This window comes from Methylobacterium symbioticum (assembly GCF_902141845.1).
Taxonomy (GTDB): domain Bacteria; phylum Pseudomonadota; class Alphaproteobacteria; order Rhizobiales; family Beijerinckiaceae; genus Methylobacterium; species Methylobacterium symbioticum.
The window spans coordinates 1-21,957 of record NZ_CABFPH010000063.1 but is presented as its reverse complement, the minus strand read 5'-3'; the positions used below and the strand labels follow the sequence as shown (position 1 = coordinate 21,957).

20 protein-coding genes, 1 tRNA gene and 2 pseudogenes are annotated in these 21,957 nt (G+C 67.1%); 14 read left to right on the top strand and 9 right to left on the bottom strand.

Annotated features, from left to right (window positions below; translation table 11 throughout):
• Window positions 1-25 precede the first annotated feature (25 nt).
• The 3 genes from MET9862_RS19180 to MET9862_RS19170 form a co-directional block, all read right to left on the bottom strand.
• Complete coding sequence (locus tag MET9862_RS19180) at window positions 26-439, bottom strand: hypothetical protein (RefSeq protein WP_142584489.1); 414 nt, start codon at window positions 437-439, stop codon at window positions 26-28.
• A 128-nt stretch (window positions 440-567) separates the two neighbouring features.
• Window positions 568-2,889, bottom strand: a complete 2,322-nt coding sequence (locus MET9862_RS19175; protein ID WP_244612800.1) for a xanthine dehydrogenase family protein molybdopterin-binding subunit — start codon at window positions 2,887-2,889, stop codon at window positions 568-570.
• The gene (locus tag MET9862_RS19170) at window positions 2,886-3,365 is read right to left on the bottom strand and encodes a (2Fe-2S)-binding protein (protein WP_142584487.1); all 480 of its coding nucleotides are present in this window, start codon (window positions 3,363-3,365) and stop codon (window positions 2,886-2,888) included. The genes MET9862_RS19175 and MET9862_RS19170 overlap by 4 nt, the downstream gene beginning before the upstream one ends.
• A 475-nt stretch (window positions 3,366-3,840) precedes the next feature.
• Here MET9862_RS19170 and MET9862_RS19165 point away from each other — a divergent pair, with 475 nt between their 5' ends.
• The 8 genes from MET9862_RS19165 (at window position 3,841) to MET9862_RS30780 (ending at window position 13,086) form a co-directional block, all read left to right on the top strand.
• The gene (locus MET9862_RS19165; RefSeq protein ID WP_142584486.1) at window positions 3,841-4,806 is read left to right on the top strand and encodes an LLM class oxidoreductase; all 966 of its coding nucleotides are present in this window, start codon (window positions 3,841-3,843) and stop codon (window positions 4,804-4,806) included.
• Window positions 4,807-5,170: 364 nt separating this feature from the next.
• Entirely contained in the window at window positions 5,171-7,078 is a 1,908-nt protein-coding gene (gene dnaK / locus MET9862_RS19160) for a molecular chaperone DnaK (protein WP_142584485.1), read from the top strand.
• Between the two features lie 97 nt (window positions 7,079-7,175).
• Window positions 7,176-9,764: an ATP-dependent chaperone ClpB gene (gene clpB, locus MET9862_RS19155; RefSeq protein ID WP_142584484.1), complete on the top strand. Its 2,589-nt coding sequence runs from the start codon at window positions 7,176-7,178 to the stop codon at window positions 9,762-9,764.
• A gap of 28 nt (window positions 9,765-9,792) precedes the next feature.
• The gene (locus MET9862_RS19150; RefSeq protein WP_142584483.1) at window positions 9,793-10,401 is read left to right on the top strand and encodes a nucleotide exchange factor GrpE; all 609 of its coding nucleotides are present in this window, start codon (window positions 9,793-9,795) and stop codon (window positions 10,399-10,401) included.
• Between the two features lie 56 nt (window positions 10,402-10,457).
• Entirely contained in the window at window positions 10,458-11,333 is an 876-nt protein-coding gene (locus MET9862_RS19145) for a DnaJ C-terminal domain-containing protein (RefSeq protein ID WP_142584482.1), read from the top strand.
• Between the two features lie 51 nt (window positions 11,334-11,384).
• Entirely contained in the window at window positions 11,385-12,011 is a 627-nt protein-coding gene (locus tag MET9862_RS19140) for an HdeD family acid-resistance protein (protein WP_142584481.1), read from the top strand.
• Between the two features lie 56 nt (window positions 12,012-12,067).
• Complete coding sequence (trxC, locus tag MET9862_RS19135) at window positions 12,068-12,511, top strand: thioredoxin TrxC (RefSeq protein WP_142584480.1); 444 nt, start codon at window positions 12,068-12,070, stop codon at window positions 12,509-12,511.
• 116 nt (window positions 12,512-12,627) lie between these two features.
• The gene (locus MET9862_RS30780) at window positions 12,628-13,086 is read left to right on the top strand and encodes a DUF1931 family protein (protein WP_210248120.1); all 459 of its coding nucleotides are present in this window, start codon (window positions 12,628-12,630) and stop codon (window positions 13,084-13,086) included.
• Window positions 13,087-13,266: 180 nt separating this feature from the next.
• On the opposite strand, the gene MET9862_RS19125 is transcribed toward MET9862_RS30780, so the two are convergent.
• Window positions 13,267-13,965 carry a helix-turn-helix domain-containing protein gene (locus MET9862_RS19125; protein ID WP_142584479.1) on the bottom strand — a complete coding sequence of 233 codons (699 nt, stop codon included), beginning with the start codon at window positions 13,963-13,965 and terminating at the stop codon, window positions 13,267-13,269.
• A 246-nt stretch (window positions 13,966-14,211) separates the two neighbouring features.
• Here MET9862_RS19125 and MET9862_RS19120 point away from each other — a divergent pair.
• Window positions 14,212-14,403, top strand: a pseudogene (locus MET9862_RS19120) (IS5/IS1182 family transposase); the annotation flags it as partial.
• Between the two features lie 266 nt (window positions 14,404-14,669).
• On the opposite strand, the gene MET9862_RS30195 reads toward MET9862_RS19120, so the two are convergent.
• A complete protein-coding gene (locus MET9862_RS30195; RefSeq protein ID WP_244612799.1) occupies window positions 14,670-15,401 on the bottom strand; it encodes a thiol-disulfide oxidoreductase DCC family protein in 732 nt (243 codons plus the stop codon).
• Window positions 15,402-15,595: 194 nt separating this feature from the next.
• Window positions 15,596-15,811: pseudogene (locus tag MET9862_RS19110) on the bottom strand (LysR family transcriptional regulator); the annotation flags it as partial.
• A 103-nt stretch (window positions 15,812-15,914) separates the two neighbouring features.
• Between MET9862_RS19110 and MET9862_RS30485 the strand changes: the two are divergent.
• Both MET9862_RS30485 and MET9862_RS19100 read left to right on the top strand, forming a co-directional pair.
• Window positions 15,915-16,139 carry a pyocin activator PrtN family protein gene (locus tag MET9862_RS30485; protein WP_142584499.1) on the top strand — a complete coding sequence of 75 codons (225 nt, stop codon included), beginning with the start codon at window positions 15,915-15,917 and terminating at the stop codon, window positions 16,137-16,139.
• Window positions 16,140-16,168: 29 nt separating this feature from the next.
• On the top strand, window positions 16,169-16,462 hold the full coding sequence (locus MET9862_RS19100) for a pyocin activator PrtN family protein (RefSeq protein WP_142584478.1): 294 nt from the start codon (window positions 16,169-16,171) through the stop codon (window positions 16,460-16,462).
• Between the two features lie 158 nt (window positions 16,463-16,620).
• On the opposite strand, the gene MET9862_RS19095 is transcribed toward MET9862_RS19100, so the two are convergent.
• Window positions 16,621-16,696 (bottom strand) — tRNA-Lys (locus MET9862_RS19095).
• Window positions 16,697-16,823: 127 nt separating this feature from the next.
• On the opposite strand from MET9862_RS19095, the gene MET9862_RS19090 reads away from it, so the two are divergent.
• Window positions 16,824-17,927, top strand: coding sequence for a hypothetical protein (locus MET9862_RS19090; RefSeq protein WP_306438907.1), 1,104 nt, complete (start codon window positions 16,824-16,826; stop codon window positions 17,925-17,927).
• Between the two features lie 25 nt (window positions 17,928-17,952).
• Here the strand turns inward: MET9862_RS19090 and tgt are convergent, their stop codons facing one another.
• Entirely contained in the window at window positions 17,953-19,107 is a 1,155-nt protein-coding gene (gene tgt, locus MET9862_RS19085; RefSeq protein WP_142584477.1) for a tRNA guanosine(34) transglycosylase Tgt, read from the bottom strand.
• Window positions 19,104-20,207 (bottom strand): tRNA preQ1(34) S-adenosylmethionine ribosyltransferase-isomerase QueA, encoded by a 1,104-nt coding sequence (gene queA, locus MET9862_RS19080; RefSeq protein WP_142584476.1) that lies wholly within the window; start codon window positions 20,205-20,207, stop codon window positions 19,104-19,106. The genes tgt and queA overlap by 4 nt, the downstream gene beginning before the upstream one ends.
• Window positions 20,208-20,375: 168 nt before the next feature.
• Here queA and MET9862_RS19075 point away from each other — a divergent pair, with 168 nt between their 5' ends.
• Window positions 20,376-20,621, top strand: a complete 246-nt coding sequence (locus MET9862_RS19075; protein ID WP_142584475.1) for a hypothetical protein — start codon at window positions 20,376-20,378, stop codon at window positions 20,619-20,621.
• Between the two features lie 69 nt (window positions 20,622-20,690).
• Window positions 20,691-21,578 carry a cation diffusion facilitator family transporter gene (locus MET9862_RS19070; RefSeq protein WP_142584474.1) on the top strand — a complete coding sequence of 296 codons (888 nt, stop codon included), beginning with the start codon at window positions 20,691-20,693 and terminating at the stop codon, window positions 21,576-21,578.
• Window positions 21,579-21,957: the final 379 nt, after the last annotated feature.

Sequence of the window (21,957 nt, the reverse complement as noted above, 5' to 3'; positions counted from 1 at the left end):
TTGCCTCTGCCAGGCCGAAAAATTCTCAGGGCTTGTCCAGGGCGCGCTTCGCCTCGGCAAGCGCGCCGACGCAGCCAGCGTCGTCACCCTTGTTCGCCAATTCACGAGCATGGTTGAGCGCAGCTTTCGCCTCCATGACGCCCGTGCCGCCGCCGCCAGCCTGTGCCGCCTGCTCGACGGCCGTCGCCTCGGAGGTACCGGGTTCAGGCCCCCCAGGCAGTGCCGCGGGTGGCACACCTCTTTTCTTCGCCTCCTCGGCCATCGCTTCTCGTCGGCCTGCCGCTTCCTTGCTCGCGGTGGAGGTGGATATCGCAGTCTTGGCCATGTCTTTGATGTGGTTGTCCAAAGCAGTGACGTCATCCACACACCCGGCTGCGACGACCGGTCCGACAGCGAGGAAGCAGAACGATCCGGCGGCGAGACATACGGCGGGCTTCATTGAGAGTCGTTCCCGTACTGTGCGCTGGCTGACCATGCGTGAGCCAGTGCCATCCTCAGGGGCGGCGCGATGGTCCGGTGTGCACATCGGATCCGCAGACAATTCCGAGGCGTGGTCGCCTCGGACGATCACGCGCTGAGCTGGTCGCGTATCGGTAAGCGGCGAATGCGACGGCCCGTTGCCGCGAAGACGGCATTGGCGATCGCCGGCGCCACGGGCGGCACCCCCGGCTCACCGACACCGCCGAGCGGTTTCGCATAGTCGGGATCCGGCAGGAGATGGACGTGAATCTCCTTCGGCGCTCCGTCGATGCGGGTGACCTCGTAGGTGTCGAAGTTCGTCTGCTGAGCGCGGCCGTCCTTGAACGTGATCTCGGCCGTGAGCGCGAGCCCCATCCCCATCACGACTGCACCCTCCATCTGCGCGCGCACCCTCTCCGGGTTGACCTGTGGTCCACAATCGATCGCGATGTCGGCCCGCAGCACTGTGATGTCGCCCTTCGGCCCGACCGCGACCTCGACGGCGACCGCTGTATACGTGAGGAAGCTGTAGTGCCCGGCAATGCCCAGGCCCCTGCCCTTCTCCATCTGTCGGCCCCAGCCGACGCCCTTCGCGGCCGTCTCGATCACCCGTCGCAGCCGGCCCGTGTCGATCGGATACCGGGCCGGATCCTCGCCGTAGTTCCAGACATCCCCGATCTCGGTCGGCTCGATGATCCGGGGCGGCCCGATTACGTCCAGGAGATAGTCCTTCGCATCGCGGCCAGCGGCGTTCGCCAGCTCGGAGACGAAGCACTGGATCGCGAAGGCGTGCGGGATGTTCGAGACCGAGCGGAACCAGCCGATGCGGACGCGCGCGCTCACCTCCGGATTCTCGAGCCTCAGGTTCGGGATTGCGAAGGGCGTGTTGACGAGCCCCATGCCGAGTTCGAACGGCAACTCGTGCCGTGCATCCTGCGCGAAAATCGAACCGATCGTCGGTGCCGCGCTTCGGTGCAGCCAAGCCACCGGCATGCCCCTCTCGTCGAGGCCGGCCTCCAGATGCTCGACGGAGACGGTGTGATAGTAGCTATGGCTCAGGTCGTCCTCGCGGGTCCACGTCACCTTCACCGGGGCGCCCCCCATCGCCTGCGAGCAGAGGGCCGCCTCGACGACATAGTCCGGCTTCGATTTGCGGCCGAAGCCGCCGCCGAGCAGCGTGACGTTCACGCGAACCGTGTCGGCGCCGACGCCGAGGCGCTTGGCGATGCGGTCCCGGGTGGCCTGCGGCGCCTGGGTACACGTCCAGGCCTCGACGTGACCGTCCCTGATCCGAACTGTTGCTGCCGGGGGCTCCATCGGGGCCTGGGCGAGGTGGGGCACGTAGTACTCGGCTGTCACGCGCTTCGCCGCGGTCTTGATCGCGGCGTCGAAGTCACCTTCCCGGCGCACCACCTTGCCGGGCTTGCGCGCCGCCTCCTCAAGGGTGGAGCGGTAGGCGTCCGAGTCGTAGCTCGCGTTCGGGCCGTCGTCCCACGTCACCTTCAGGGCGTCGCGTCCCTTGAGCGCCGCCCACGTGTTCTTCGCAATCACCGCGATGCCGCCGAGCGGCTGGAACTCGGCCGGTCCGGCCGGTGGCTCGATGGGGACGGCCCTTACAACGCCAGGCACCCTCAGCGCCTCGGTCGCGTCGTAGGCCTTCACGGTGCCTCCGAACACCGGCGGGCGAGCGACGACAGCGTACAGCATCCCTTCGAGCCGGGTGTCCAGGCCGTACCAAGCCTTCCCGGTGGTGATGTCGCGGTTGTCGATGAGGTCGATATTGCCCTTCCCGATGTAGCGAAACTCCTGCGGAGCCTTGAGCCTGACATCCTCCCGAGCCGGTACGGGCAGATCCGCAGCGGCCTGGGCAATGTCGCCGTAGCCGATCGAGCGCTGGGACTTGCCGTGCCTGACCTTGTGTTCGTCAGCTCTCACCTCGCTCGTTGGCACGCCCCACTGGTTGGCCGCCGCCTGAACCAGCATCTGCCGTGCCGCGGCACCCGCATGCCGCAATGGACCAAAAAAGTGGCGCAGCGAGCGTGAGCCGTCGGTGTCCTGGTTCCCGAAACGCTCTTCGTCGCCATAGGCTTGAGCGACCCGGACCTTCGACCAATCAGCGTCGAGTTCGTCGGCAATGGTCAGCGCGATCGACGTGCGCACCCCCTGCCCCATGTCGGAGCGGTGGCAGGTCACCGTGACGACGCCGTCGGGAGCGATGGCGACGAAGACCTTCGGATCGTCGCGCCAGCCGTGCGGCATCGCGTCGACACCGAATTTTTTCGGCCCGTCTCCCTGGGCTTGGGCGGGCACACGGAGAGCGAGCGCCAAGACCAGCGCGCCGCCGCCTCCAAGGAGTCTGCGTCGGCTGACATTGGTGAGGGGCGGCGGGACATCGGTGTCGTCCGCGACGAGCTTCTGGCCGTAGATCACGGGCGCTCTCCCTCGACTGCCCTTCGGGTGCTTCCAGCGGCCTGCTTGATCGCGGCGCGGATGCGCGGGTAGGCGCCACATCGGCACAGGTTGCCGCTCATCGCGGCATCAATGTCGGCCTCGCTCGGCTCCGGGGTATCCTGGAGCAGCGAGGCCGCCTGCATGATCTGACCTGCTTGGCAGTACCCGCATTGCGACACGTTGAGGTCACGCCACGCGACTTGGAGCGGGTGGTTTCCATCCAGGGAGAGGCCTTCGATGGTGATGATCGCCCGCCCGTCGACCGAGGACATCGGCGTGACGCAGGCTCGCGTCGCAATACTGTCCAGGTGGATCGTACAAGCACCGCAGGCCGCGACGCCGCAGCCGAATTTGGTGCCAGTCAGGCCGAGCTCGTCGCGCAGATACCAGAGCAGCGGCATATCGGCGTCGTCGTCATAGCTCCGTTCCGCCCCGTTGACCCTGAGACTGATCATTGTTCGCCTCTTGATAATAAATCTTATGTCTCACTAAGCTATATTTTCGATTCTATGGTATACCGTAACAAATTATTATAATAATACAGTCTCAAATGCCAGTCATATGCGTTAGTGATTACACGGGAATCATTGAAATTTACGTTAGATTAATTCGAGTGAAAGCCCGCCTCTTATGGACAGACTCGGAACAGGTAGCGAAGCAACAAGTCGGTAGAAAGCCCGCGGCTTCGAGAGGCCCGGGATGCGGAGGTCCCTGAGCGGTAGGCATTTAAGTACCCAACGCGTCCCACCGGCAATCCGGAGAAGTCCTAGGGAGAGTTCACAGCGTGAGCGTCCAGTGGGATTCGATCACAGCCGCGCCCACGGCGGCGGCATCAGGTCATTGCCGCCAGCTGATGCGCGTCAGGGCCCAGGGCCGTGGAACGTGCTTGCTGGATCAAGCGAGGCGATCATCCACCGTCGGGGTTTTCTCATGCTTGAGGCCCACAGCGCAGCCCGCCCCAGCGACACGTCCGGGTTCCAGCGCATGTTCGTCCCGGGGCACCTGACGGTCGGCGTCTTCTTCCCCATCGAGGCCTTCCAGCGCGACCAGCCGACCATGCGCGACCAAGAGCGTCTGGCAATGCGGGCGGAGGAACTCGGCTACGCCGCGCTCTGGACCCGCGACGTGCCCTTGCGGGATCCCAACTTCGGCGACCTCGGGCAGATCTACGACCCATGGGTTTGGCTCGGCTGGATCGCCGCGCAAACGCGCGAGATCGCCCTTGCGACAGGGTCGATCGTCCTCCCGATTCGTCACCCGCTCCATACCGCGAAGGCTGCCGCTTCCGTGGACCGATTGTCGGGAGGCCGGTTCGTCATGGGGGTAGCGTCCGGCGACCGCCCCGTCGAGTTTCCTGCCTTCGGTGTGCCCACTGACGAGCGCGACGTGCTGTTTCGCGAGAGCTTTGCCGTCATCCGGAAAGTCCTCGACGAGGAGTTCCCCACCCTGCGCTCGCGCTTCGGACACATGCTCGGCAACGTTGACCTCGTGCCAAAGCCAATGGGACGGTTGCCGATCCTCGTCACCGGATCGAGCCGGCAGAGTCCGGAGTGGATCGCCGAACATTCGGACGGCTGGATCACCTACCCGCGCTCGCTTGAGCGCCAGGCCGAACTCGCGGCCCGGTGGCGGGACACCACGGCGGATGTGGCGCCGGGCGTGTTCAAGCCCTTCGCCCAATCTCTCTACGTCGATCTCCACGCCAACCCGGATCACCCGCCGCAATCCATCCACCTCGGGTTCCGTGGCGGTCGCAAGGTCCTGCTCGACTTCCTCGTCGCGCTCCGCGCGATCGGCGTCCACCACGTGATCCTGAACCTCAAGTACGGCGCACGCAGTGCAGGCGAAGTGCTCGAAGAAATCGGCCTGGAGGTCTTGCCGCAGCTGAATGACTGACGTCCCGCGCCTGACGTCATGAAGGCGCGGATGCCCCGTTCGAGTGGCTTCACCGAGCCGTGTGCCACGTCGGATCGCCCGTTTCCCCTCCGGATGAGGTCCCCGCACCGCCGTGTGCCGGTGCCATCGCTTAACACGCGCTTAGATTTCCCAAGTCCAAGATTTCCAAAGGCCAAGATTTGCCAAGGCCAAGCCTCGCCAATCGGATAGCGCTTCAGCAAAACTGATCCGCGTCAGGGTCACAGGCGGCGCAGCCTGTAGCATCGGCCCGACGCGGCGCGCGATCCTCCGCGATGAACGTCGCACGTCCCTTCGGCCCTGGCTTCAGCCGGCCCGTGATGCGCGAACCTGAAGGAGTATCCCTATGGCGAAGGCGATCGGCATCGATCTCGGCACAACGAATTCGTGCGTCGCTGCGATGGATGGCAGCAAAGCAAACGTCATCGAGAACGCCGAGGGTGGCCGTACGACCCCGTCGGTGGTGGCCTTCACGGAGTCCGGTGAGGTTCTGGTCGGGCAGCCGGCCAAGCGACAGATGATCACGAATCCGGAAAACACCGTTTTCGCCATCAAGCGGTTGATCGGGCGGCGCTTCGACGACCCGATCACCAAGAAGGATATGGGGATGGTGCCCTACAAGATCGCACCCGGGCCGAATGGCGACGCCTGGGTCGAGATCAAGGGCAAGGCCTACAGCCCGAGCCAGATCTCCGCCTATATCTTGCAGCGCATGCGCGAGACCGCGGAACTGAAGCTCGGGCAATCCGTCACGCAGGCCGTCATCACGGTTCCGGCCTATTTCAACGATGCTCAGCGGCAGGCGACCAAGGATGCTGGCAAGATCGCCGGCCTCGAGGTGATGCGCATCATCAACGAGCCGACGGCTGCCGCGCTCGCTTACGGCCTCGACAAGAAGGGCAGCGGCAGGGTCGCGGTCTACGACCTGGGTGGCGGTACGTTCGATATCTCCATTCTCGAGATCGGTGATGGTGTGTTCGAGGTGAAGTCGACGAACGGCGACACATTCCTCGGCGGCGAGGACTTCGACAACCGAGTGATCGAATACTTGGCAGCCGAGTTCAAGCGCGAGCAGGGTATCGACCTGACCAAGGACAAGCTCGCCCTCCAGCGCCTGAAGGATGCAGCCGAGAAGGCCAAGATCGAGCTGTCCTCGGCGACCCAGACCGAGGTCAACCTACCCTTCATCACGGCCGACCAGAGTGGCCCGAAGCACCTCACCGTCAAGCTCTCGCGGGCCAAGCTCGAAGCCCTCGTCGACGACCTGATCAAGCGCACGATCGGGCCGTGCGAAGCCGCGCTCAAGGATGCCGGGCTGCAGCCGTCCGACATCGCCGAGGTCGTCCTCGTCGGCGGCCAGACGCGGATGCCGAAGGTGCAGGAAGCGGTCCAGGGTCTCTTCGGGCGCGAGCCGCATCGCGGCGTCAATCCGGACGAAGTCGTGGCGATCGGCGCCGCGATCCAGGCCGGTGTGCTCCAGGGCGACGTCAAGGACGTGCTGCTCCTCGACGTGACCCCGCTCTCGCTCGGGCTCGAGACGCTGGGCGGCGTGATGACCAAGCTGATCGAGCGCAACACCACCATTCCGGCCAGGCGCAGCCAGACCTTCTCGACGGCGGAGGACAACCAGAAGGCGGTGACGATCCGGGTCTTCCAGGGTGAGCGTGAGATGGCGGCCGACAACAAGCCGCTCGGCCAGTTCGACCTCGTCGGCATCCCGCCTGCCCCGCGCGGCCTGCCGCAGATCGAGGTGACCTTCGACATCGACGCCAACGGCATCGTCAATGTCACGGCCAAGGACAAAGCCAGCGGCAAGGAACAGCAGATCCGTATCCAGGCCTCGGGGGGCCTGGACCAGAGCGAGATCCAGCGCATGGTGCGCGAGGCCGAAGCCCACGCCGAGGAAGACAGGCGGCGCCGCGAGCTGGCCGATGCCCGCAACCAAGCCGATGCGGCGATCTACAGGGCGGAGCGCAGTCAGGAGGAGGCCGGCGAGCGTGTCCCCGGCGATCTCAAGGCCGAGTTGCAGCAGGCCATCGCGGCTGTGCGGGAGGCGATCGGCGGCGAGGCCGTCGACCGCATCAGGCAGGCGGCGGAACGATTGTCCCAGCTGGCACAGCGACTGGCGCAGATCATGAGTGCTCCTCCCGAAGGAGCGGGTGTCGGGGCCAGCGGCGGCGCGAGCGGTCCGCAGCCGGAGGTGGTCGACGCGGAATTCGAGGAGCACGGCCGGCAGGACCAGGGCGCCCGCTAGCGAGCCCTCGTGCGACGCGTTGCGGCGCGAGGTTTCCATGCTCGAGCAAGGTGGGATGCCTCGCCTCGCCATCAGGCGCAATCATCCGAGGTGAGCGATGCAGATCGACACGTACACCGATCATCTCAAGGGCTTGGTCCAGGCGGCGCAGAGCACGGCTCAGCGCAAGGGTCACCAGCGGCTCACGCCGCTCCACCTGCTGAAGGCGCTGCTCGATGACGACGATGACTTGGCCACGCGGTTGATTCAGTCCGCTGGCGGCCGTCCCGATGCTCTCGCGACGGCGCTCGACCGTGAACTGGCAAGGCTTCCGAACGTCGAGGGCGGCGGGGCCGGGCAGGTCTTCATGGCGCCCGAAACCGCGCGACTGTTCGACCGGGCCGAGGAGCGGGCACGCGCAGCCGGGGACAGCTTCGTCACGGTCGAAACCCTGCTGCTCGCCCTGGCCGAGGCCTCGGACAGGCCAAGCGAGCTGTTGAGAGAAGCCGGCGTGACGCCGGCAGCCCTCCAGGGCGCCATCGCCGAGCTCCGCAAGGGGCGCCGGGCCGACAGCGCATCGGCGGAAGAAGGCTACGATGCGCTGAGGAAGTACACGCGCGATTTCACCGAGGACGCCGCCGCGGGCAAGCTCGATCCGGTCATCGGACGCGACGAGGAGATTCGGCGAACCATCGAAGTTCTTTCACGTCGGACGAAGAACAATCCGGTGCTGATCGGCGAGCCGGGCGTCGGCAAGACCGCGATCGTCGAAGGGCTGGCCCAGCGCATGGTCAACGGCGACGTGCCCGACACCTTGAAGGACCGACGTCTCCTGTCCCTCGATCTCGGCGCCCTCCTGGCCGGCGCGAAGTACCGGGGCGAGTTCGAGGAGCGGTTGAAGGCTGTTCTCCAGGAGGTCTCGGCGTCGGGCGACGTGATCCTGTTCATCGACGAGCTGCACACCCTCGTCGGCGCCGGAAAGGCCGAAGGGGCGATGGATGCCTCCAACATGCTCAAGCCCGCGCTCGCCCGAGGCGAGCTGCACTGCGTCGGCGCGACCACGCTCGATGAGTATCGCAAGAACATCGAGAAGGATGCCGCGCTTGCTCGCCGCTTCCAGCCCGTCTTCGTCGGCGAGCCCTCCGTCGAGGAGACGATCTCGATCCTGCGCGGCCTCAAGGAGAAGTACGAGCTTCACCACGGGATACGGATCACCGACGGCGCGATCGTGGCGGCCGCTACGCTGTCCCACCGCTACATCGCGGATCGGTTCCTCCCCGACAAGGCGATCGACCTCATCGACGAAGCCGCAAGCCGGCTCCGGATCGCAGCGGAATCGAAGCCCCGGGACCTCGACGAGATCGACCGACGCGTGATCCAGCTCAAGATCGAGCGGGAGGCCCTGAAGAAGGAGACGGATCCAGGCGCGCGGGAGCGCCTGAAGCGGGTCGAGGACGAGCTCGCCACCCTGGAGACGCGGCAATCCGAGCTGACGGCGCAATGGGAGGCCGAGAAGGCGAAGCTCGGAGAGACCAAGCAGCTGAAGGAGCAAGCCGAGCAGGCCCGGATCGAACTCGAGCAGGTGGAGCGGCGGGGCGACCTGACCCGCGCGGGCGAACTCCTCTATGCGGTGATCCCGCAACTGGAGAAGCGCCTCGCGGACGCGATGCAGGCGAGCCAGAGCCGGCTGATCAGGCAGGAGGTCACGGCCGAGGACATCGCCGCCGTGGTCTCGCGCTGGACGGGCATTCCCGTGACGCGGATGCTCGAAGGCGAACGCGACAAGCTGATGGCGATGGAGGACAAGCTGGGCCAGCGCGTCGTCGGCCAGGAGCCGGCGGTCGTGGCCGTGTCCGACGCGGTCAGGCGGGCCCGCGCGGGTCTGCAGGATCCGAACCGTCCGATCGGCTCGTTCCTGTTTCTCGGCCCGACCGGCGTCGGCAAGACCGAATTGTGCAAGGCGTTGGCCGAGTTCCTGTTCGACGACGAGCGAGCGATGCTGCGCGTCGACATGTCCGAATTCATGGAGAAGCATGCAGTCTCACGGCTCGTCGGCGCACCGCCCGGCTATGTTGGCTACGAGGAGGGCGGCGTCCTGACGGAGGCGGTCCGGCGGCGGCCCTATCAGGTGATCCTCTTCGACGAGGTCGAGAAGGCTCACCCGGATGTCTTCAACATCCTGCTGCAGGTGCTCGATGACGGGCGGTTGACCGATGGACAGGGGAACACGGTCGATTTCCGCAACACGATCATCGTCCTGACCTCGAACCTCGGTGCCGAGTTCCTGGCCGCCCTGATGGAGGGCCAGCCGGCCGAGGCGGCCCGCGAGCAGGTCATGGAGGTCGTGCGCCGCGCATTCCGGCCGGAATTCCTCAACCGGCTCGACGAGATCATCCTGTTCAACCGACTGGGCCGCAGCGACATGCGCCGGATCGTCGACATTCAACTCCAGGGCCTCGAAGGACGGCTGGCCGAGCGGACAATCGTGTTGCAGATCGAGGACGCGGCCAAGGATTGGCTCGCAAATGCCGGCTACGATCCGGTCTACGGTGCGCGCCCTCTCAAGCGCGTGATCCAGCGCCATCTGCAGAACCCGCTGGCCAAGATGCTCCTGACCGGTGCGATCAAGGACGGCGACACGGTTCCGGTCCTAGTCCTCAACGGCCAACTCACCGTCAACGGCGCCAGCTTGGCTCAGGCCGCGTGACGCCGGCCGGGCAGACAGGAGGTATGGTATGGCCGAGAAGCCTTTGGACCACGAGAGTTGTCCGCCTGCATCCGCCGGTCACTCGCCACCATCGGATGCCTGGGAGACGAGCGCCCCCCCCCAGTCGGGCACGGACGCGACCGCAGCATTGCAGGCCGAGAACGCCGCGCTTCAGGACCGCGCCTTGCGGGCCTTGGCCGAAGCGGAGAACACGCGGCGCCGGGCGGAGCGCAGCTTGCAGGACGAGCGGCAATTCGCGGTGACGGGCCTTGCCCGCGAACTCTTGCCGGTGCTCGACAATCTGCGCCGGGCCATCGTCGCGTCGGAGCAGGCCCCCTCTCAGGGCGCGTCGCTCATCGACGGAGTGCGGGCCACGGAGCGTCTGCTGATGGGGGTCCTGCAGCGCGTTGGCGTCCAGCGGGTCGATGCCCTCGGCGCTCCGTTCGACCCGTCGCGGCACGAGGCCATGATGGAGGTCGACGACCCGTCGACCGCGCCTGGGGCCGTCGCCGCCATCATGGAGGACGGCTACCTTATTCACGACCGGCTCCTGCGGCCTGCCCGCGTCGCCGTGACCCGCCGCGGACCGTCCCGGGACGGTGACCGCGCGCACGAACCATCAGCGCAACATCAGTAAGGCGGTCGGCCCGACGGGTTGCGCGCTTCGCCGGGAGACGGCGCAGGGAGGAAGCGTTGAGCGACGATCCCTATGCGATTCTGGGCGTGAAGAGCGATGCCTCCCCGGAGGAGATCCAGAAAACCTACCGCAAGCTCGCACGTAAATTGCACCCGGACCTGAACCCGGGCAATGCCGAGGCGGAAGACCAGTTCAAGAACGTGTCTCGCGCCTATGATCTGCTGAGCGATCCGGAGAAGCGCGCGCGCTTCGATCGCGGCGAGATCGACATCTCCGGCGTCGAGCGGCCGCGACAGCGCTATTATCACGACTTCGCCGAGCAACCTGGCGGCCACGCCTATACGAGCGACACGGGCTTCGCGGATTTCAATACCGATGACATCCTCTCGGGGATCTTCGGGCGTCGTGGCCGGTCGAATCTCCGGCGCCGGGGCGCCGATGTCCACTACCATCTCACCCTCGATTTTCTCGATGCGATCAACGGCGCCACCCACATCGTGACATTGCCGGACGGCGCGACGCTCGACGTCCGCATCCCGCCGGGCACGCGCGACGCACAGACGCTGCGCCTGCGCGGCAAGGGAGAACCGGGTCAGGCCGGCGCGCCGCCCGGCGATGCCCTGATTGAGATTGAAATCCGCCCGCACCCCGGCTTCCGGCGCGAGGGCGACGACATCCATTTCGAGCAAGGCGTTCCCCTGCGCGAGGCGGTGCTCGGTGGCCGGATCGCGGTGTCGGCTCCCGCGGGGCCCGTGACGATGACGATCCCGAAATGGAGCAATTCCGGCAAGGTGCTTCGCCTCAAGGGCAAAGGCGTTCCGAGGCCTGACGGGACAGCCGGCGACGCCTACGTCAAGCTGCTGATCAAGCTGCCGGACAAGCCCGATCCCGACCTCGAACGATTGGTGACCGAATGGCACCGGCGCATGTGAGGAGCGCAAGCAAGTAAGCAAGTGCGAATTTCTCGATCGAGGAGACATCATATGGCTGGCGAAAGCTCACGATCCCGGCGTCTCGCCTGGACATCAGGCGATATCGACGTTCTGAACCATTCTCTGGCCCGGAACTGGTGGCTGATCGCCCTCCGGGGCGTCCTTGCTATCGCGTTCGCCCTCCTGGCATTCGCGATGCCGGTGTCGACCCTGATCTCGCTGATCCTGATTTTCGCCGCCTACATGCTGGTGGACGGAATCTTCGCCGTCGTAGCATCGCTGCGGGCGGCGCGGCACAGCAAGCGCTGGGGAACTCTCTTCGTGGGCGGCATCGTCAACATCATCACAGGGGTGCTGGCCGCTGCGTGGCCCGGCATCACCGCCCTCGCGTTCGTGATGCTGATTGCGGCCTGGTCGATCCTCTCGGGGAGCGCCCTGCTGGTCGCGGCCGTCCGTCTCAAGCGCGACCATGGACGATGGTGGCTCGCGCTCGGCGGACTGGCCTCGATCGCCTTCGGGATCCTTCTCGTCGTGGCCCCGCTCGCGGGTGCCGTGGTCCTGACGTGGTGGATCGGGATCTACGCCTTCGTGTTCGGCATTGCCATGCTGGTGCTCGCCGTGAAGCTCCGTGAACACCGCAACGATCGGCCACCTCTCGCGACGGCGCAGCCGGCATAGAGCGTGACCCGAGACTGCCGAGGATCACGGCCCGGTGTCACGGGAGATCAAAACCCATGAGCGAAGACGCACGTCTCGTCGTCTGCCCGCACTGCGCGAGCATCAACAGGGTGCTCTCATCCAAGCCGGCCAAGGCGGCACGATGCGGGCGGTGCAAGCGGGCGCTGTTTGCCGGACATCCTGTTTCGGTCGACTCCGCACATTTCGACCTCCATATTCAGAAGAACGATATCCCGGTCGTGGTGGATTTCTGGGCCGAATGGTGCGGTCCCTGCAAGGGGATGGCCCCCGCCTTCGATCGGGTCTGCGCCGAGCTTGAGCCCGACTTCCGGTTCCTCAAGGTCGATACCGAGGCAGAGCAGGGGTTGGCGTCTCGATACGGTATCCGTAGCATTCCGACGATGATGCTCTTGTCGAAGGGTGAGGTGATCGCCCGGCGTGCCGGCGCGGTCAACGTCGAGACTCTCCGATCCTGGCTCCGGCAGAACGCGATCCGATGATGGCCGACTTAAAGCAACGATCGGGAGGCGAGCCGAACTGACAGACGTCAGTGCGGTCTGGCACAGTAACGTCTAAGCAGGCTGAGCGTCGTTCCATACAGATTCATGGTGCTTCCATGACTGCGCTTCCCGTAGCAGGCATCGCTCGGTCCGAGCATTTCTTCCTGGAAGCGGATGCGCTCGACATCGACACGAGCGATCTGAAGCGTCTCGGTGGCTTCATCGACCGCAAGCTCCGAGACCTCGTTCTGTGCGCTGGCGCCATTGCTGAGGCGAACGGGCGCGAGATCGTCGAGTCTCACGATCTCCCGATCACCAAGGGCTTCCAGGACGGATTCACGAGTTCCGCGCCGTCAGCAATGCCGTCGCCGACAAGGAGAGCCTCGCCCATTCACGAGCGCGCCGGCCTCGATGGCGGTCTGCAGCGACGACACCGAGTCGTGGCTCCCCGAGATCGCCGGCGGCCTTTGCCTCACGCTCTCTCGGACCTTCAAGATCATCATCGATCCTCGGCTGAAAAATCCGCCGACGGAGCACTGGGGCCGGGCGGAGCGGCTCTCGATCTCCTGATGTGAGGCACCACTCCGGACTCGAAGTGCTTCGCAAAAGCAACGTGATCCTTCCGCCGGTCCTGTTCCCTGGCGTGGTGTCGCTCGACGATATCTGGCCGATTGCCGTGCAGGTCGCCCTCGATCAGGTTACCCTCAACTCCGTGGAGCGCGCCGAAGCACGCCAGCGCTTTGGCCATCAAACGGTTAGATGCCATTCACGAAGTTGCCGCTCATGCGCCGGAGGGCGCCTGGATCGAGGAGGGTCACGTAGCGCCCGTTCGTGGCGATCAGCCCGGTATGGCGCAGTGTTGTGAACGTGCGGCTCACAGTCTCGCTCGAGAGGCCGAGAAAGTCCCCTATGTCTGTGCGTGACATCGGCAACTCGATTCTTCGGGAGGCCGAGACTCTGCACGCGAAGTCGATGAGAAAATACGCGAGCTTCTGAGCAGCACTGGCGCGACCGAGCACGGAGAGATCTTCGGCGCGCTGGGTTGTCCGCAGCAGCCACGACCAGAGCTCGCTCGCGACCTGTACATCCGACGCCGCAAGCGCATCAAACCTTGAGCGGGAGCAGCGTACGACCCGCGTGTCGCTGATTGCTTCGGCGGAAGAGGCATGCAGCCGGGCCCGCTCCATCCCCAAGAGCTCCCCGGATAAATAGAACCCGCGCACGACTCTTTTGCCATCACGCCCAATGCTGACGGTACGAACCATCCCGGCAACCACCCCGTACACGAACTCGCTGGCATCGCCCTCATCGTAGAGGGGTGCGCCTGCGGCGACATGGTCAACCCGTCCAATAGATGTGATGCGACTGAGGGTGAGATCGCAGAGGGCGGCCCGGGCGGGCAGCCACGTGTGTGGAAGGCCGGAAGCGGGCTCTACGCGACCATCCTGCAGCATAACACCCTCTGCTCTGGCGGCTCGTCGATGCCCCAGGCTCGATAGATGTCGCACCCTCGTGGTTCTTACTATTCGGTGGGGACCTAGGGATCATCCCTGACACGGCCGCGCACGCATGAGCACCATCCCGGCACGGTACGGCTCGCCGGTTCGGGTCGGATGCACGAAACGGCAAAAAGAGGCAGGCCCTCGTCGGAGCAGCGGGCGCAGGCCTAGATTATGGCAGCGCACAAATGTGATGGCGACGAGATCCTCTGCCCTAGGCAGACACGCTTTGCGGTGCAGTCGAGACGCTGGGTGATCGAGCGCACCCTAGGCTGGATCGGTCCCTGCCGCAGGTTGGCGCGCGACCACGAGGCCACCGTATCGTCCGCGCTCGCCGCCTTCGTGCTGGCCGCTGCCATGATCCTCGTCAGGCGACTCGTGCGAGCCTTGTGAAACGGAGTGTTACAGGTCCGCTTCCTCCTACTGAGCGGACTTCTGGACCGGCACGCCTGAAAGTCCGCAAGGGGTCAGGAGTTCGCATGCCGATTGTTCGGCTATGCGCCAACAGCAGAATCTTGAAAGACGCCCAGTAGCGGACATTCAGTGTTGAAGAGTAAATCTTCCGATTGGGGTCCTCTGCAGCCCCAACGAAGCTCCGCCAGCCGGCAAACTGCGCAGCCCTGATTGACCGATCAAATCTGCAAAATGACCGACCACTTTCAATTTGCCATCTTAGACGATGACAAGATGCCGGTGCGCACCAGAAACGTCGCAAGATGCGGACGCAGGGGAAGGAAGAGGTTGTAGGCGCGCTCGGCAAGCGGCAACACGACAGGAGAGCCTATAAGGCGGCCTAGCCAATGCCAGCGCGGCAACGTTTGCCAAAGGAGCGAGAAGGCTGCAGCACCTGAGACGAGCTGGCCTGCTTCGTCCCGAACATGGAACCGTGAGAGCGCGACGCCCGCGGAAAGGCCGTTTGTAAGTTCCTCATCCCGGCTTACTGAGGATGCATCCACGAAGGTGATGACCCCAGCACCTTCCGCTTGGCGATACTGGGCGATCTCTACAGCGCAGAGCGGGCAGCTCCCATCATGGTACACGGTCAAGCTCGAACGGCTTGGCATCTGGACCGGCCTCTGACTCGGTGGAGGATCAACAAGAAGCTGATAACGGCGCCCGCGATCTGACGCCGTGCTGTCCCCCTCGGCTGTGAGCAGCCCGTCCTCTTCCAAGGCCGCAAGCTGTGCCTTCAGGACGCGTGCTGAGAGCCGCAGACTGGTCGAGCGGATCAGCTCGCGTGCGATACTTGCCTCGGTGGCATAGGGCCTCTGATGAGCAAGCGCCTGCAGGACTGCCTCCCGCTCGGCAGCGTGGCGCTTGATCCGAGCTGGCGCACTGAGAATCGCGAGCGCGCCAGAGATGACAAGCACGGCGACAAACAGGATCCACACGGCAAACCTCCGCCGCATCAAATAGGGTCTGTCGTCGCCTGAACCATCTCGTGTAGCGTGGGTTTCGTGCGTCTGATCCGAGTAGAGACGATGCTGGCCGAGCTGCGTGCCTCGCGCGAGTTGAGCCTCTCGACCGACTTCGGCGACCGATGATCCAATTCGGCGAGGCGCGTTCGGGGCGTTGGCGCGTCGCTTCAGTTGAGGAGGCGACTTCCCCTGAGTGCTGCGGCCGCCATGTCGACGAAGGTTCTGACCTTCGCCGGCGCCTGGCGCCCCTCGGGATACAGCACGTGGGTGGGCAGCGGCGGCTCCTCGTAGTCGGCCAGCACGACTTGCAGCTTACCTTCGAGCAGGGCGGGATGGACCGTCAGGCGCTGGTCCTGCCCGAAGCGCCACTCCGCCGACGCCCAGCGGCTCGACCCTGACCAGGGCCGAGGTCGAGAGCGCGCTGACCCGCGCCATCGCCGTGAACAACCACGAGCACGACCGCACGCTAGGGCAGCGCTACGCCGGCTGGCGGCAGAACAACTAACGTGCGCTTGGGAGCGAGAGAAGCTCGTCCGGAAGATCTTCGCCGGGGACATTCCTCTCCCGCTCGTCCGGATCGAGGCCAGCGAGCGGTGCGCCAAGCACGTCCCCCTGGCCGACGTCGCGAAATGGATTGATGACCGGATGGAAGAGGTCAGGAGAGAGTGTCAGGCGATGCATGGACTGCAGAACGAGCGATCGGCCCGATAGCTCTATAGGTCCGTTTCAGGGGTCATTGCATGGTCCAGACCATCTTCCTACTCATGGCCCGGTACGAGGGGCTCGCCGTCATCCCTGTGGCCACGGTCTGCAAGGACGATTTCAGCCACCTCAAGGTGGAGGAATTCGTCCGGAAAGTCGGCGCTGGTGAGCTCGTAATTCCGCTGCTGCGGATTGAGCGGGACAATCGCCGGGCAGCCAAGGGCGTCCAGATCACCGATCTGGCGAAATGGATCGACGCCCGCGCCGAGGAAGCCTGGAGGGAGAGTAAGGCGATGGTCGAGGCAAGGCAGCCGATCGGAGGTCGAAAATAGCCTCAGCGGTGCTCCACCCGTGTTGCATGGAGCCACGGAGGCCCAAGCGTGACCCATTGTAAAAGCAGGGGACGTGTTGCAGCGTGTTGCAACACATTCGGTGGGCGCGCAGGGAAGCAAAAAGCCGGCTAAGTGGCTGACCTAGCGGGCAAGATCTGTGGTGAGCGCGCTGGGACTCGAACCCAGGACCTACAGATTAAAAGTCCGTTGCTCTACCAACTGAGCTACGCGCTCGTTCACTGCCGGCTCGTGAGCCGGGAGGAAGCGTGGCTCGCAATAGGTGAGCGCCGGGATGGGGTCAACCGTCATCGGCCCGTCTCCTGCCCCGCCTGCGCCACGGTCCCATGGCAACGCCCCGACGATGCGCCAAGACCAGAGCCCGTCCGACGCCCGCCGGGAGGATCCAGACCCGGCCCTCGCCCCGAGAGCGGCCGATCCGGCCGCGTGGCGCCGCTTCGGCCGGGATATGGCTGTCGCCGCGCTGGCCATCGGCGCCGCGGCCGTCGCCTTCGTCATGGCGATGGACCCTTACGGGTTGCGCGCCGCACCGGGGAGGCCGGGCGGGCCGATCATGGATCGCAACCAGCGCTTCATGTACCCGCAGATCGCCCGCGGCGGTCCCTTCGATGCCGCGGTGTTCGGGACATCGACGGCGCGGCTGCTCGATCCGGAGGACCTCGACCGGGCCTTCGGCGCGCGCTTCGCCAATCTCGCGATCAATGCGGCCACCCCGGACGAGCAGGGCCGCTTGGCCGCATTGTTCCTCGCTGGACGGCCGGTGCGGGCGGCCCTGTTCGGGCTCGATGCGACCTGGTGCGCGGGCGCGCCGCCTCGGCGCACGGCCCATCCCTTCCCGGATTGGCTCTACGAGCCGGAAGCGCCCGGAGCCGTCCTGAAACAGGTCAACCTCCAGGGACTGGCGGTCGCGGGCCGCGTCGCCCTGCATGCCCTGCATCTTGCACCCGAGCGCCTGCGCCCGGACGGCTACGGGGTGTTCACGCCCCCGGAGGCCGCCTACGACCTGGCGCGGGCGCGCCTGCATATCCGCGCCGGGACCCGGAGCGACCCTGAGGCCGTCGAGCCCGCCTCCGGCCCGGATCGGCCCGAGGCGGGCATGCCGGCCCTCGACCGGCTCGACGCCCTGCTCGCGGCTCTGCCGGCGCCGGCGCGCCGGATCGTCGCCTTCATGCCCGTCCACGTGGCGGCGCAGGGCGCGTCGGGGACGGAGCAGGGCCGGCGCGAGGCGGCGTGCAAGGCGCGTGTGGCCGAGATCGGCAGGCGGCGCGGCGCGCTGGTGGTGGATTTCCGCATCCCCTCCCCGGTCACGACGGAGGATTCGAACTACTGGGACGCCCTCCACTACCGGCTGCCGATCGCGAGCCGGATCGTGGCCGGATTGAAGGCCGCGGCCGAGACCGGGGCCGACGACAGCCAGGGCTTCTACCGCGTGCTCGCCCGCCCCTGAGCAGTGCGGGATCGCGCCGCTCCCGTCAGGCGCCCGCCTTCGCCGCGGCCTCGGCCTGCGCCCAGCCGGCGCGCGTCGCCTCGGCGAAGGCGGCGAACCGGCCCTCCCGGATCGCCGCGCGCATGCCGGCCATCAGGTCCTGGTAATAGGCGAGGTTGTTCCAAGTCAGCAGCATCATGCCGAGGATCTCCTCTGAGCGGACGAGATGGTGCAGGTAGGCCCGGGAATAGTCGCGCGCGGCGGGGCAGCCCGAGGTCTCGTCGAGGGGACGCACGTCCTCGGCGTGGCGGGCGTTGCGCAGGTTCACCCGGCCATGGCGGGTATAGGCGAGGCCGTGCCGCCCGGCCCGGGTCGGCATCACGCAGTCGAACATGTCGACGCCCCGCTCCACCGCGCGCAGCAGGTCGTCCGGCGTGCCGACGCCCATCAGGTAGCGCGGCTTGTCGCGCGGCAGGTGCGGCTCCACCGTCTCGATCATCGCCAGCATCACCGCCTGCGGCTCGCCGACCGCGAGGCCGCCGATGGCGTAGCCCTTGAGGTCGAGGTCGACGAGCGCCCGGGCGCTCTCGACACGGAGTTCGGGCACGTCCCCGCCCTGCACGATGCCGAACAGCGCCTTCCCGGGCTGCTCGCCGAAGGCGGCGCGGCAGCGCTCGGCCCAGCGCAGCGACAGCCGCATCGCCTTCTCGATCGCCTCCGGGGGAGCCGGCAGGCGCACGCACTCGTCGAGCTGCATCTGGATGTCGGAGCCGAGCAGGCCCTGGATCTCGATGGAGCGCTCGGGGCTCATCCGATGGGCGGTGCCGTCGATATGCGAGCGGAAGGTGACGCCGTCCTCGTCGAGCTTCCGGAGCGCGGACAGCGACATCACCTGGAAGCCGCCGGAATCGGTGAGGATCGGCCCGTCCCAGCGCATGAAGCGGTGCAGGCCGCCGAGCCGGGCCATGCGCTCGGGGCCGGGCCGCAGCATCAGGTGATAGGTGTTGCCGAGCACCACGTCGGCGCCGAGGTCGCGCACCTGATCGGCATACATCGCCTTCACGGTGGCCGCGGTGCCGACCGGCATGAAGGCCGGCGTGCGGATCACCCCCCGCGGCAGGGTGATCGCGCCGGTGCGCGCCTGACCGTCGGTGGCGTCGAGGCGGAAGCGGAATTCGGGGGTCGGAAGCGGTTCGGTCATCGGGGTCCCGTGCGGTCTGGCTCGGCCGGGAAGAGCAGGCTCGAATCGCCGTAGGAGTAGAAGCGGTAGCCCGCCGCGATGGCGTGCGCGTAGGCCGCGCGCATCGTCTCGAGCCCGGAGAAGGCCGAGACGAGCATGAACAGGGTCGAGCGCGGCAGGTGGAAGTTGGTCATCAGCGCGTCCACCGCCCGGAAGCGGTGGCCGGGCGTGATGAAGATCCGGGTCGGGCCGGCGAAGGGATGCAGGCGCCCGGCCTCGTCCGCCGCGCTCTCCAGGAGGCGCAAGGCCGTGGTGCCCACCGCCACGATGCGCCCGCCCCGGGCGCGGGCCGCGTTGAGCGCCGCCGCGGTGGCGGCGTCGAGATGGCCGATCTCGGCATGCATGCGGTGGTCGGCCGTGTCCTCGGCCTTGACCGGCAGGAAGGTGCCGGCGCCCACATGCAGCGTGACGTGGTGGCGCGTCAGCCCCGCCGCGTCGAGGGCGGCGAGAAGGTCGTCCGTGACGTGGAGGCCCGCCGTCGGCGCAGCGACCGCCCCGGGCTCGCGGGCATAGACCGTCTGGTAGTCGGCCGCGTCCCGCGCATCGACCGCGCGCTTGCCCGCGATGTAGGGCGGCAGCGGCAGGGTGCCGAGCGCGGCGATCGCCGCGTCGAGGGCGGGGCCGGAGAGGTCGAAGCGCAGCAGGATCTCGCCGCCCTCCCCCTTCTCCAGGATTGTGGCGTCGAGCCGGGCGAGCGCGCAGGCGGTGTCCGCGCCGTCCGCGCCGAACCGGATGCGGTCTCCGGGGGCGAGGCGCTTGGCCGGCCGGGCGAAGGCGCGCCAGGATTCGGCGGTCTCGCGCAGGTGCAGCATCGCCTCGCAGCGCTGTCCCGGGGCGCCGGGACGGGTGCGGACCCCGTTGAGCCGGGCGGGAATCACCCGGGTGTCGTTGAAGACGAGGGCATCGCCCGGCCGGAGCAGGCCCGGCAGGTCGGCCACCTTCCGGTCCGCGGGCGCCCGCCCCGGCTCGACCACGAGCAGGCGGGCCGAGCCGCGCGGCTCGGCGGGGCGGAGCGCGATGCTCGCCTCGGGCAGGTCGAAATCGAACAGGTCCACACGCATCGGCTGCCGCTTGCACGGAATGCGGCCGCGAATCAATTTCGCGTCGGCGCGGCGGGCGGGGAACCGGCGGCACCGATCCGCGATTTGTCTCCGCCCCCGTGCGGCGGCACGCGCCTCCCGCCGCTGCCGCGGGCCCCGATGTCCCATGGATTCGAGGAGGGATGCGCCATGCCCGCCGCCATCAAGCGCCTTCGCCGGGTCACGCTCGACGGCCAGCTCGTCGGCTACTGGGAGCGGGAGGCCGCCCGGCTCGATGCCCTCGCGGCCGAGGCGCGGTTCGGCTGGCAGCGGCGCAGCCTGGAGCGGAAGGCCGCCTATGCCCGGGCCCAGGGCGAGCGCAGCCGCGCCCGCGAGGCGGCCCGCGGATCGGATCCGATCCTGGCCGAGCCGTCCGGGGGGAATAGCCCAGGCTAAGACCTTTGCCGTGGCCTTGTGGGGTCGCGATCCCGTATGCGCCGGCCCGGACGACGGGGGCAGGAGAGCATGGACCGCACGCAGAAGGCCGCGCTGGCGAGCGCCGGGGTCGGACTCGCCGTCATGGGCCTCAAGTTCCTGGCCTGGTGGCTCACCGGCAGCCTGGCCCTGTACTCGGACGCCGTCGAGAGCATCATCAACGTGGTCGCGGCGGCCGGTGCCTTCCTCGCGCTCCGCGTCGCCGGCCGGCCGGCCGACGACGATCACCCCTACGGCCACCACAAGGCGGAGTTCTTCTCCGCCGTGGTCGAAGGGGCGCTCATCATCGTCGCGGCGCTGCTGATCCTGCGCGAGGCCTATGTCGGCCTGCTCGCGCCGAAGGCCCTCGACGCGCCGGTGCTCGGCGTGGCGATCAACGCCGTCGCCACGGTGGTGAACGCGGCCTGGGCCTGGGCGCTGATGCGCTGGGGCCGGGCCTGGCGCTCGCCCGCCCTGATGGCCGATGCCCGCCACGTCTTCGCCGACGTCGTGACCTCGGCCGGCGTGCTCATCGGCCTCGGCGCGGTGCTCGCCACCGGCTACCCGGTGCTCGATCCCGTGGTGGCCGGCCTCGTGGCGCTGAACATCCTGTGGTCGGGCTGGCAGATGGTGCGCGAATCGGTCGACGGCCTGATGGACCGCGCGGCGCCGGCCGAGATGGTCGGCGAGATCCGGGCCCTGATCTCGCGCCACGGCGCCGGCGCGCTGGAGGCGCACGACGTGCGCACCCGCTCGGCCGGACAGGCGACCTTCGTCGACTTCCACCTCGTGGTGCCCGGCGAGATGAGCGTGCGGGACGCGCACGCGATCTGCGACCGCCTGGAGGACGCGCTGGAGGCCGACATCCCCGGCGCCGTCGTCACCATTCATGTCGAGCCGGGCGAGAAGGCCAAGGGCTGCGGCCTGCCGGTGATCTGAGCCCTGCATCCGGGATCCCAAAGGGATCATCCCTTTGGCGGGTCCAGGGCAGAGCCCTGGCTTGAAGAACCCGGGCTCCGCCCGGCCCCGCGAGAGGGGTGACCCCTCTCGACACCCGGGACCCCACGCGCCTTCGGCTCCGCGCGTCTTGCTGACGCCGGAGGCCTGGCTGGAGGGAGACGCGGGACGCCGCGGAACCCAATGTGTGTGCGTACGGATACCGAGTTCCCCGGCGTCCCGCGGACGAGGGGGCGGGGATCCGCCAGCCTCGTCCGTTTATCGTCGCGGTCTCTTGCTCACCTGCATCGACCCCGATCGTGGCGGACTGCGTAGCGCCGTTGCCCGGCTCGCCCAGCCTCACCCCGGCAGACTTGAAGCG